Source organism: Antarcticibacterium sp. 1MA-6-2 (genome assembly GCF_021535135.1).
Classification (GTDB): Bacteria; Bacteroidota; Bacteroidia; order Flavobacteriales; family Flavobacteriaceae; genus Gillisia.
Genome location: NZ_CP091036.1, coordinates 1,571,282 through 1,583,591 on the forward strand (window position 1 = coordinate 1,571,282; position 12,310 = coordinate 1,583,591).

Consider the following 12,310-nt stretch of genomic DNA (forward strand, 5'->3'; position numbering starts at 1 on the left):
TTTTACATTAGGCAGCTGCTTTGGGTTTGGATTGTTTCTTAAACAACTGTCCGGCTTTCAGCTTCTTTCTATACTCATCAAGATCTTTCTTTACTTCACCTGACATTATGTAAAGCCCAATAATGTTAGGGAACGACATGGCGAGGATCATCATATCTGAGAAGTCCAGTACAGCCCCTAAACTTACAGAAGCTCCAACTACCACAAATATTAAAAATAGCACTTTATAAATAATTTCGCTTCTTATACTTTTACCAAAAAGATAAGTCCAGGCTCTCATACCGTAATACGACCACGAGATCATTGTAGAAAACGCAAAAAGAAATACCGCCAGTGCAAGAACATACGGGAACCAGGAGACCACACTACCAAAAGCATCTGAGGTAAGCTGAGCGCCAGCAATTCCAACAACTTCGTGCTTTCCAGTAAATATTAATACCAATGCGGTTAATGTACAAACGACCACCGTATCTATAAAAGGTTCTAGTAAAGCAACAAAACCTTCAGAAGGAGGATTATTTGTTTTGGCTGCACTGTGTGCTATAGCTGCAGATCCAACCCCGCTTCGTTTGAAAATGCTGCACGTTGGAATCCTACAATAAGCACCCCAATTATTCCTCCTTTTAATGCACTTGGGCTAAAAGCTCCTTCATAAATAGCAGTAAACGCAGGACCTATATTTTCAATATTCAGAATTATAACCGTTAAACAACCAAGGATATAGATCCCTGCCATAAGAGGTACAATTTTTCCTGTTACCTTGGCAATACTGTTGATACCTCCAATTATAACAACCCCCACCAGAATTGCAGTTACCACACCAAACCAGAATCCATTACCGATTAAAAACGGAATCTGCCCCTGTAAGGCTTCAAAAGACTGGTTAGCCTGGAACATGTTTCCACCACCAAAGGAGGCTCCAATTGCCAGCACAGCAAATAAACCTGCCAGTACTTTTCCTAATCCTTTTTTATTTCTTTTTTCCAGCCCATACCGCAGGTAATTCATTGGTCCTCCAAATACACGGCCCTCACTGTTGATGAACCTGTATTTTACACCTAGTGTACATTCAACAAATTTTGATGACATTCCCAGCAATCCTGCAATGATCATCCAGAATGTCGCATAAGCACCCCCAAGGGAAACCGCAACGGCCACACCTGCGATATTACCAAGACCCACAGTTCCTGAAACAGCTGTGGCCAGTGCCTGAAAATGGGTTACCTGTCCCGGAGCATTTGGATCATCATATTTTCCTCTTGCCAGTTGAAGCGAATGACGAAAACCTCTCAGGTTAATAAAGCCCATTCTAATTGTGAAGAACAGGGCACCAAATAAGAGCCAGACTACAATAAAAGGAATATTTTTAGTTTGGGGGTCACCGTTAGGGTGAGTCAAAGGTATTTTTTCGTCATATACAATTTGCGCAAGATTATGTGCTCCTTCTTCTATGACGTGTTTTGCATTTTGTGAATTATAAATAACTTCTCCTTCAGCGGTAAGATATCTTAATGTCCCGGAAGCATTTGCATATGCTTCAGTTTCTTCTCCAGTATTGGAAACAACTATGGCAATAGGGTCACCTTTTTCAACATTCGCACCTTCGGCTACTAACCATTCCTGTAGAACAAACCTATCTTCTATTCCTGCTATCCATCCCGGAGTAGGAACATTTTTTAAATCGGCATAGACGACCGGGTCATAAACTCCTATAGCGGAAAAGGGATCCCAAAAAGAAAAGCACCCATCTTTTCCACAATGGGAGCAAAGGTGCCATTAAAATGTTCAGTTATAGCTTCCGCCTCAACGGTGTAAGATCTGGTAGTAGAGGCACCATCGCTATCGGTAATAACTACATTATAAGGAATTCCTTCTACAAGGCCCTGGGCACGGGCTGAAGAAAGAGAGGTGCCCTGGTCATTCCACTTGTAAACATAAGGAGGAGTTCCACCTGTGACTTCGAGATCGATGAAACCATCATTAATTAATTTTGAAGGATTTCCAATATTTGCTTTTACGTCTAGCTCCTGGGCAAAAATTGGTGAAATAGATAATAAGAGAATGAATGAAAGTAAGTACTTTCCCATATAGTTTATTGAATTAGTAAATGAAGGTATGGTTAACAGCGCAGCAAGATGCTAAAAATTTACGCTTTTTCAAATTTTTACGAGTTAAAATGTAAAGGAATTGTTAAATATTATAGGGTGCATTTCCAGGGAAATAATTATAAATTAGCTGAAAGAAGTTCCAATTTACAGGTCAAAGACTGAAGTTCTTTTAGTATAAATAAGATCCTTTAACCTCAGCCAGAATGCAAGCGTAAGATAAACAGCAAATCCCATCCCAAGCGTGGCAAAAGAGAGATAGATAAAAAACAGCCTGATGCTCCGGGCACGAATTCCTATTTTATCTCCCAATCTCGAAGAAACGTAGAAACCGTGGCGTTCAAAAAAATGTCTTATGGAGTAAATAATTTTCAGCATCTTACAAAGATAACAACTTAAAGATTTCCCTTTAAAAGTTTAGAACCCAAATTGCAATTTAAACAGGCGTTTTTGTCACAGTAATTCGATTTTAATTGAAGCAAAGCCTGAGAATGTAGTGCCGAAACTGCCGTTCCGGATCGAATCTTATTAAATTTTTCTATTACTGAATTCTTTTCAACATTGAGATTTTCCATTAAACTCAATAATTCCTCATCGTCTCCTGAACCTGTACTTCTATTGTAACAAAACTTCAATGGAATGATGGTATTAATTATGAGAAGATCGATAAAGGCTGAAGTTAATTTCTTCGTTTTAGACGAATGTGATTTCTCAAAACTGTAATGCTCTTTCCAAAAATCAGAAGTCTCTATTATCAAAATCTCCTTAAATTTTTCAACAGTGTTTGTAGCTATTAAAGTGGAAAACACGTGCGGCAGCTTATAATACAAAGTTGCGAGTTGGGACAATCTAATTGTAGGGAAATTATCAGGTCTTAACCGGAAATACTTCGGGCGCTCAACATAAGAATTTGAGAGACCGAATTTTCCTTTCAGAAATTGATATTCTTTCTTCAGCTCATTGAAATAAATATTTTCTGAAGTAGGATCCAGTAATCCCGCCTGTCCAAATAATAGTGCTTCCAATCTAAACTGTGAAGATCTGCACTTTTGCAACACCCCAAATGGTATACTGGCAGCCAAGCTTAAAAAAGCAGCTCCGTTTACTTTTAAACCAAAATTCTTTGCAAGCATTTTAAACAAGACCGCCTCCCAGTTATTTCCAGACGACCGCAATAGTTCAAGAATAAGTTTAGACTTTTCCTCCAGCCGCTCCAGGTAGAGCCGCTCCATCCAGTTTTGAAGTTCGAAATTTTCAAATGCAGAAAAATCAGTTTCACAATTGATCCATTTTCGGTTGGGAGCAAGTAAGAGGTTGCGGTAATTTTGTAAAGTTATTTCCGGCACAAGCTCACGTAGTTCTAAAGTGGGAATGGTAGTATTATCCTGCTTGTAAATTGCCACATCATCATCCCAAACTACGTGGAGTATTACATTATCATAAGCAGGATCATTTTCATGGCCATGGGCATACCAGTCAGAGGACTTAATGTGAATTTCAACATTTCCTGCCCACAACTGTTCTCCTATTTTTAATTTAGAATTAAAGAAATCTGGTCCCGAATTTAAATTTGCCAAACCTGCATCAATTAAAGTAACAGGCAAACCTTCCACTGTGACAGCACGTGAAAAATCAAACTTTTTGAATTTCCATATATAGTGAAGAAAATCCTCTTTCATAAAATGAAAATAAGGATTTTTTACAGATAGTTGAGTTACAACTTATTAAATAAAATAATGAAGAATTATTGAGGTAATTTTTGAGCCACCTCGTCCACAATTTGCTCTACCCAGAGCCTATACATCTCTCCGCTAGGATGTAAACTGTCCGCAGCAAGAAGATTTCTTTCTGTTATGGCTTCCCTTGATATGGGAGTTATATTGTAGAACTCAACACCAAATTCGTTGGCCATCCTTCTAAAAATTTCGTTGAACCTGTCAATTTCTACAGCTATCACTTCTGCATTATCCTCTCCAAAAGGAGTTACACTGTAATCAGGAATACTTACCGCAAAAACTCCTCTTTCTCCAGTTCGGGAATGGTTAATGGCTTTTCTGAAGATTTCCCTTAATTCTGTTTCGTATTCTGAAGTTGTTCTTCCCTGGTATTGATTATTTACCCCTATGAGAATGGAAACAAGATCAAAGTCTCTTTGCACGTTAATTTCTGATTCTATGTTCCTGATCAAATCCCGGGTGGTCCAACCTGTTCTTGCAATAATTTTAGGAGGTGCAACTTTGTAACCTCTGTCTCTTAAATTTTGAACTAACTGTACTTAGGCCATCTCTCGTCTGGCTCAACACTCTCCCCAATAGTATAGGAATCCCCCAGAGCGAGATAACTGTAATTCATATCTTCAGATATTGAAGTCTCGGGAGCTGTCCTGCAACTTACAGTAAGAACGATAAGCATAAGCAGAAGAAGTAGAATTCGATTCATAAAAATCTTTTGCCTGCCAAATTAATTCATTTTAAAGCAAGTAAAAATTTTTTATTAAGTATTTAGCACCTGCAGCTGTCTCTTTGCTAAGCAACCATAGAGAACAGGAGGTATTCAATTTTATCTCAACAAACCAACTACATATCTACAGTAAAGAATTTGCTAAATCTTAGTTAAACTGAACTTAAGCCTTTTCTATTTCTTTGACATAGAAAGCTTTTTCTCTATCTTTTCCAATAGTACCAAATTGAACTTATAATATGCAACCAGATAACAGTAGAAAACCAACCTAGGTGAAGATTCTCCCATAGGAAAAAAAGAAACTCCTCTTTCCGGGAGAAGCACTCAACAGCAGGGACCCAAGGGAGAACCTAAAAAAAACACCTGGAAAGAACACAGTAATCCTTTAGTGCGAGGTATTGCTAAAATAGGACTTTGGGTGTGGATAGTAGTTATGGCTGTAGGCTTAGGTCTGGCATTTTTGGTGGCCTTTATTGCTATATGAGAATTTTATACGGCGTGATCATATTTTTTGTAGCCGTATTTTTAGCTATTCAATTTGCTTTATATTATGAAGTATCACTACCCTCCTGGGTAGTGAATTATGTAAATGATTTCATTTGCATGCCAATTGTTCTCACTATTTGCTTAAAGGCAGTTCACTTACTAAAAAGAAACAGAAATTTTAAACTTCCTCTCCTCCCTGTCCTTACTCTAACCTTATTTTACGCATTGTATTTTGAATATTACCTTCCAAAGTTCCATCCAAGATATACTGCCGATTTCCTTGACGTGCTAATGTATTTTGCAGGAAGCTTTTTATTTTACTTTCTACAATACAGGCAATAAAAAAACCGCCTCATTCCAGAGGAAGGAGGCGGCTCGTATTATTTTATCCAGGACTATTCTATATAACCCAATTTTCTCATCCACTCGTCATTATACATCTTCCCTACATATCGGCTCCCATGATCGTGAAAAAGAATTACCACAACATCATCTTTTGTAAAATGTTCTTTTAACTGAAGAAGCCCTTTGATGGCAGCACCTGCACTATTGCCCAGAAAAAAACCTTCTTCCTTTGCCAAACGACGTGTATAAACAGCTGCATCCTTATCTGTTACTTTAGTAAAGCCATCTATAATGTCAAAATCCACATTCTTTGGCAGGATGTCTTCCCCTATTCCTTCAGTCACATAGGGATAGATCTCTTTCTCGTCAAAAATACCTGTTTCATGGTACTTCTTGAAAACAGATCCATAAGTATCCACTCCCCAAACTTTAATATTTGGATTCTGCTCTTTTAAATATTTTCCAACCCCTGAAATTGTTCCACCTGTTCCTACACCCACGACAAAATGGGTTACTTTACCATCTGTTTGTCTCCAGATTTCAGGTCCGGTAGATTCATAATGTGCTTTTGTGTTGGCCAGGTTGTCATATTGGTTTACATACCAGGAGTTAGGGGTTTCTTCAGAAAGTCTTTTGGAAGTAGAATAATAAGATCTGGGATCATCAGGCGGTACATTCGTGGGACATACAATCACCTCGCTGCCCACCGCTTTTAAAATGTCCATTTTTTCCTTGCTTTGCTTATCGCTTAGCACACAAACCATTTTATAACCTTTAACGATAGCTGCAAGAGCCAGACCCATCCCTGTATTTCCCGAAGTCCCTTCAATTATAGTCCCTCCCGGTTTTAATCTGCCATCAGCTTCAGCCTCTTCTATCATTTTCAGGGCCATCCTGTCTTTAACAGAATTGCCGGGATTAAAAGTTTCATATTTAGCCAGCACCAGGGCATCTACATCTTTAGTAAGCTTATTCATTTTTACCATTGGAGTATTTCCAATAGTTCCTAAAATATTTTCAACGTAATCCATAGAGTCTCTTTCAGCTCACAAAGGTATGCCTATCTTAAAACCTTTCCAAAGAATTGTACAAAGTGGTTTTAATCAAATTTCATTGCTCGAACAGGAGAAATCCTTGTGATAATTATTGACGGGACAAGCAACATAAGAAGACATAACACAAGTGTTCCCAGGTTAACCGCGAGGATATATTCCCAGCCTATATACACAGGTACTTCAGTAACGTAATAAGTTTCAGGATTTAGGGGAAAAAGTTTTAAATATTTCTGAATAAAAAGCAATCCAAGTCCAATTAAATTACCCCAGAATAATCCCAACACGATTAAGTAAGAAGCATTGTACAAGAATATTTTTCTAATGCTCCAGTCTCCCCCGCCAAGTGCTTTTAAAATACCGATCATTTGAGTACGTTCCAGGATAAGCACCAGTAAGGCCGTTATCATATTTATTCCGGCAACAAGGATCATAATTCCTATAATAAGAGCGATATTAAAATCGAACAGTGAAAGCCATTCAAAGATTGAATAGTATTTTTGCTCAATAGTACGGGTGTCCAGGAAAGAATCGGTATTATCATAAACTTCTATTCCTTTTTGTTCCAGCTTATTAAAATCGTCTATAAATACTTCAAAGCTCCCTACCTGGTTTTTCTCCCATCGGTTTAATCTTTGAACGTGACGTATATCAGCAAGTATATAAAGTTCATCAAATTCCTGAAATCCCGAATTATAAATACCTTTTATCTCAAATCCACGGGCAAGAGGGTTACGCTGCTGTTCTTCCCGGGGAAAATAAGTCACCACCTTATCTCCCACTTTAAATCCCAGCCTATTGGCCAAATAGCTTGAAATAAGAATTTGTTCATTCAGCTTCCCGGAGAAATCGGGCAGTTCTCCTTCTATTAAAAATTCTTCAAAGTTCTCCCATTTATAGTCAGCGCCCACTCCTTTGACTATTACACCTTCAAAATCTGTTTCAGTACGAATAATTCCGGCCATGGTAGCCACCGCCTGGATGTGATTAATTCCGGAAACAGTAGAAAATTCAGGATAGAAATCCTGTTCAATGGAGACTAAGCACCAAAGTTACCTGCGAACTATTATTATCGTAATTCTCTATTGTAATATGCCCATTAAAAGCAGCAATTTTTTCCTGATTTTAACCTGTAAACCAATTCCCGTTGCAAAGGATACCAGCATCATGATCACACCAATAGCTATTGCTGCAATAGCAATTTTTATTATTGGGGCCGATATGCTACTTTTATACTTTTTACTGCTTATAAGCCGTTTGGCTATAAAAAATTCAAAATTCAAGATGCTTCAGATGGTTTATAAATTATTCAAAAATACATTTTTATTCCTTCTTATCGGGGTAATTTCCTGCGGAAGAAGCACTGGTCAAACCGAAACTAAAGATACTGCTACAGCTGTAAGTATCGCCAATGCTAAAGTTTCTCCTTCAGAAGATCCCATACTGCCGGGAGCCAATATGATTAATGAATATTTACCCTTGCTAAAAGGGAAAAAGGTAGGCCTGGTGGGAAACCAAAGTTCTGTTGTATTTCACGGAAATGAGAAAAACACCTATACCCACCTTGTTGACACTTTACTATCCCTGAACGTTAACCTCAAAAAGGTCTTTGCGCCCGAGCACGGTTTTAGGGGAACTGCCGATGCCGGAGAAATTGTGACCGATGGCAAAGACCCCCAAACAGGGCTGGAGGTAGTATCGCTCTACGGAAATAATAAAAAGCCTACTTCTCAACAACTTCAGGACCTGGATGTTCTCATTTTTGATCTCCAGGATGTGGGAGCCAGGTTCTACACTTACATTTCCAGCCTTCATTATGTCATGGAAGCTTCCGCAGAAAAACAATATTCCGTTAATTGTTCTGGACTTAGCCAAACCCAAATGGTCATTACGTAGATGGACCAATTCTGGAACCTGAACATTCCAGTTTTGTAGGCATGCATCCTATTCCGTGGTTCACGGTTTAACGATGGGGGAATATGCAAAAATGATCAATGGTGAAAAATGGTTAAAAAACGGTGTCACAACAGATCTTGAAGTAATTAAAATACATAATTATTCTCATGATCAATTATACAGCCTGGCAATAAAACCCTCGCCTAATCTTCCTAATGACACCGCAATAAATCTTTATCCCAGTCTTTGCTTTTTTGAAGGAACAAATGTAAATGCAGGCAGGGGAACAGATAAACAGTTTCAGGTTTTTGGCTCTCCCTTTCTTGATAAACAAATTTTTGACCATGCTTATACCCCGGAATCAAAACCCGGAGCTAAAAGCCCTAAACATTTGGGAGTGTTATGTTATGGAAAAGACCTGTCACAAATGCACCTACTGGATAAAATAGAATTATCCTGGTTACTCGAAGCGTATCATCATACCAGCGACAAGACTAAGTTTTTTAATCCATTCTTCACTAAGCTTGCAGGAGGAACAAAACTTCAGCAACAAATTGAAAACGGCTTAACAGGAGAAGAAATCAAAAACAGTTGGAAACCCGGTCTTGAGGAGTATAAGAAGAAAAGAAAAAAATATTTACTATATTAAAGGACGCAATTTTTAAAAATGGGTCTGGAGTTTTCCCTTATAACCATTATTCTTTTGTCGGTGGCACTTTTGCTGTTGCCCGTAATTGCTATTATCCATTTAATTAGAAGTGGTTATAAAGGACGGGGTAAAATAATATGGCTTCTTATAATCCTCTTCCTCCCTTTCCTCGGATCTGTACTCTATTTTATAATGGGAAAGCGTTACAGGAGGCATAACCCGGAATAGAAGGAAATTACTACTCCAGTGCCAAACTTTTGGACAGAAGTTCAAACCTTCTCTCATTATCGGCAATAATATTTTCTGAACTAAACACTGCCATCCACTTTTTGGATCCTTCAACATCCTTTTCTTCTCTTGCTATGCAATATTGTAAAAAAGCGAATTGTTTTTGATTAAGTTTATTAAGATTAGCCTCATCCATTTTTTCTAAATTTCTACCAACTTTTTTAAAGTTCCCTTTGTACAACTCTGCTGTAAGTTGGAGAAGATCAATTTTTTCACGCATCATATTGTAATTGGATTGCTCTTTATCAAGCATTTTCTCCCCTTTCTTAAGATATACTTTTCCCATTTCAATAAATTCCCATCGCACGTCATTATTGACAAAAAGTGCATAATCAAGATATTTTTCTCCTAATCTTATACTAGTGACATAATTTTCATGTTGGTAAAAGTCTAAACTTTCCTTTCTAATGAATTCAGTATTTAGCGCATATTTCTCTAAAACCTTTAATACTTCAGTTTTTCTCAGGTAACCAATATTCTTATAAACTATCTCCCCGTTTCCATCAATAATAAATATATAGGGTATGCCCTTCACCTCATATTTGCGGGCAATCTCACGCGATTTATCCAAATCAAGTTTTAAAGGAATGAACTTATTAAGTAGCTGCGAAACTTCCGGAGACTGCCAGGATTCCCTATCCATTCGTTTACACGGGCCGCACCAGGAAGCCCAAAAATCAACCACAATTAACCTGTCGGTCGCAATTGCCAGTTTTTGGGCCTGTTCAAGAGAAGTCATCCAATTAGTTGCTGAAAGATTCAATGAAAAAAGCAGAAAGAAAATAGTAAAATAGCGCATTACTGAAGAATTAAATATTCGGTCAAGATAACAGAATCTTTATAATTAGGATACGGAAAACCGTAATTGGAACTACAAAAAGTGCCTAAGATTATTTACTTCATCTTTATCCTTCTCTTCATCTCCTCAACAATATTATAAGCGGCAGGACAAATAGCTGTGTTTTTAAGCGTAAGGCCCGAGATCTTATGGAAGTCTTTTCTGTTAGTATGTGGGTATTCCCTACAGGCTTTGGGTCGCACCTCATAGATAGAACAATAGTTATCAATTCCCAAAAAAGTACATGGCACCTGCTGTAGCACGTGATCTCCATCTTCATCCACCCGCAGATAAGATTCTATAAAATTGCCGGGCTTCATCCGGAAATGTTTTGAAATTCGTTCAATATCCTTATGGGTGAAAAGAGGTCCTGTGGTCTTACAACAATTTGCACAGGTAAGACAATCTGTTTTCTCAAACTCTTCCTCATGAATTTCCTGCATTTGCACATCCAGATCCCTGGGAGCTTTTTTCCGCAGGGAAGCAAAGAACTTTTTGTTTTCCTTATTCTTATCTTTGGCCTTTTCAGGGAGGTTTTTCAGGATCTCTTCCATTGGGCAAAGATATGAAGAAGGACAGCAGCGACCAAGATATTGATATATTCGGAATGGCAATATTATCCTATTACAATGATAAGGACGAAACAGATATTGTTGTTCATTCACCCGATTTTGATGATGATATTATCCCTGTCCCTTATCTTTTTCGCAGCTATAAAGAAATGCCTTCTTTAGAAAAAAAGGCCTTGATTTATGCACGGGAAAAGTGCTGGATGTAGGCTGTGGGGCGGGAAGCCATTCACTTTACCTTCAAAACAATCAACAATTGAAGGTGACTGCAATAGACATCTCTAAAGGTGCTGTAGAGGTGGCGCGCTTACGTGGAGTTGAGGACGCAAGGGAAATTAATTTTTTTGACCTGCAGAAGGAGAAATTTGACACCATTCTTTTTTTAATGAATGGCACCGGAATTATAGGAAAACTGAACCACCTGGATAAGTTCTTTATTCATTCCAGGAAACTTCTAAGCCCGGGAGGAAAAATCATCATTGATTCATCTGATCTTAAATTCTTATATGATGAAGATGAGGATGGAGGCATATGGGTAGATTTTGATGCAGGATATTATGGAGAACTGGAATATTCTTTAAGCTATAAAGGCCAAAAATCTCCCCTGTTTCCCTGGTTGTATTTAGATTTTAATACTTTACAACTGGCAGCTGCAAAAAATGGCTTTTCCTGTAACTTAATTCAGGAAGGAGAGCATTATGATTATTTAGCCGAATTACAACCTACGTAAAATTACTGAACAAGTTTTTCTATATTTATCCCCTAATTCTGAAACTTCTAATGACTGCTAATAAGCTTTTTAGCTTTTTCCTGCTATTACTAATTCTTGCTTCCTGTTCTACAGAAGATAATCCTGAGAATAATGGCCTAAATAAAAGCGCCAATTTAAAAAACCTGGGAACATCTGCTACAGATTTGCTAAGCAGCGAAAGATTCACCTCTATGCGTGTAGAAATGGTATACGTTACTAGTTATGAACCCTCTCAAAAAACCATTGACAATCTCAAAGAATTTTTACGGGAACGAACAAATAAACCTGATGGTATAAGCGTAGTTACCCGGGCAGTTTCATCATCTGATAAAGCACCGTTTAAAATTGAAGAAATAGTTGAAATTGAAGCTGCGGAGCGTCTCCAATACAATGCCGGGGATGAAATAGCTGTTTATGTTTATTTTGCCGATGGCACCAATGAGGGAGACACCGATACCAAGATCATTCTGGGTTCTGCCTACCGAAATACTTCTATAGTGATCTATGGAAAAACTATAGAAAGTGTGGCATCAAGATATAATGCACCAGATAAAAGCACTATTGAAAGTACAGTCTTAAATCATGAATTTGGGCATCTCTTTGGTTTGGTAAATTTGGGGTCCCCATTACAAAGTGAACACGAAGATGGGGAAAATAAAGGCCACTGCGAAGTATCTGGTTGCCTTATGAATGCTAATGTACAGTTTGGCAGTGATCTCATCAATATGGTCAATACCAATGCGGTGCCAGGATTAGATGATCAATGTATTCTCGACCTACAGGTAAGTGGCGGGAAATAATTTTTGAAGCTGGAAGTCGATAGCGGGGAGTCGGAAGTCGGAAGTCGGAAGTCAGAAGTCGGAAGCTAGAA

Annotated in this window: 9 protein-coding genes and 4 pseudogenes; 4 read left to right on the top strand and 9 right to left on the bottom strand. The window is 38.1% G+C overall.

The genetic code is table 11. The features are described from left to right. Window positions 1–7: 7 nt before the first annotated feature. The 7 genes and pseudogenes from LZ575_RS07960 to LZ575_RS07990 all read right to left on the bottom strand — a co-directional run bounded on the left by LZ575_RS07960 (window position 8) and on the right by LZ575_RS07990 (window position 7,731). Window positions 8–2,087, bottom strand: a pseudogene (locus LZ575_RS07960) (amino acid carrier protein). Between the two features lie 165 nt (window positions 2,088–2,252). Beyond that, window positions 2,253–2,483 (bottom strand): PspC domain-containing protein, encoded by a 231-nt coding sequence (locus LZ575_RS07965; RefSeq protein ID WP_235330188.1) that lies wholly within the window; start codon window positions 2,481–2,483, stop codon window positions 2,253–2,255. Window positions 2,484–2,500: 17 nt separating this feature from the next. After that, window positions 2,501–3,784, bottom strand: coding sequence for a DUF2851 family protein (locus LZ575_RS07970; protein WP_235330189.1), 1,284 nt, complete (start codon window positions 3,782–3,784; stop codon window positions 2,501–2,503). Window positions 3,785–3,849: 65 nt separating this feature from the next. Continuing rightward, the gene (locus tag LZ575_RS07975; RefSeq protein ID WP_235330190.1) at window positions 3,850–4,293 is read right to left on the bottom strand and encodes a GDSL-type esterase/lipase family protein; all 444 of its coding nucleotides are present in this window, start codon (window positions 4,291–4,293) and stop codon (window positions 3,850–3,852) included. Window positions 4,294–4,370: 77 nt separating this feature from the next. Beyond that, complete coding sequence (locus tag LZ575_RS07980) at window positions 4,371–4,544, bottom strand: hypothetical protein (protein ID WP_235330191.1); 174 nt, start codon at window positions 4,542–4,544, stop codon at window positions 4,371–4,373. A gap of 902 nt (window positions 4,545–5,446) precedes the next feature. Next, on the bottom strand, window positions 5,447–6,427 hold the full coding sequence (locus LZ575_RS07985; RefSeq protein WP_235330192.1) for a PLP-dependent cysteine synthase family protein: 981 nt from the start codon (window positions 6,425–6,427) through the stop codon (window positions 5,447–5,449). A 68-nt stretch (window positions 6,428–6,495) separates the two neighbouring features. Further along, a pseudogene (locus LZ575_RS07990) lies at window positions 6,496–7,731 on the bottom strand (ABC transporter permease). A 10-nt stretch (window positions 7,732–7,741) separates the two neighbouring features. On the opposite strand from LZ575_RS07990, the pseudogene LZ575_RS07995 reads away from it, so the two are divergent. Beyond that, a pseudogene (locus LZ575_RS07995) lies at window positions 7,742–8,993 on the top strand (exo-beta-N-acetylmuramidase NamZ domain-containing protein). A gap of 18 nt (window positions 8,994–9,011) precedes the next feature. Next, entirely contained in the window at window positions 9,012–9,221 is a 210-nt protein-coding gene (locus tag LZ575_RS24240) for a PLDc N-terminal domain-containing protein (RefSeq protein WP_409187193.1), read from the top strand. Between the two features lie 10 nt (window positions 9,222–9,231). Here LZ575_RS24240 and LZ575_RS08000 read toward each other — a convergent pair whose 3' ends face one another. Together LZ575_RS08000 and LZ575_RS08005 are read right to left on the bottom strand one after the other, a co-directional pair. Beyond that, complete coding sequence (locus LZ575_RS08000) at window positions 9,232–10,020, bottom strand: thioredoxin family protein (protein ID WP_235330193.1); 789 nt, start codon at window positions 10,018–10,020, stop codon at window positions 9,232–9,234. A gap of 155 nt (window positions 10,021–10,175) precedes the next feature. Further along, a complete protein-coding gene (locus LZ575_RS08005; protein ID WP_235330194.1) occupies window positions 10,176–10,673 on the bottom strand; it encodes a YkgJ family cysteine cluster protein in 498 nt (165 codons plus the stop codon). Window positions 10,674–10,684: 11 nt separating this feature from the next. Here LZ575_RS08005 and LZ575_RS08010 point away from each other — a divergent pair. Together LZ575_RS08010 and LZ575_RS08015 are read left to right on the top strand one after the other, a co-directional pair. Further along, window positions 10,685–11,418, top strand: a pseudogene (locus LZ575_RS08010) (class I SAM-dependent methyltransferase). A 50-nt stretch (window positions 11,419–11,468) separates the two neighbouring features. Next, window positions 11,469–12,239, top strand: coding sequence for a hypothetical protein (locus LZ575_RS08015; RefSeq protein ID WP_235330195.1), 771 nt, complete (start codon window positions 11,469–11,471; stop codon window positions 12,237–12,239). The last annotated feature ends 71 nt before the right edge of the window (window positions 12,240–12,310 follow it).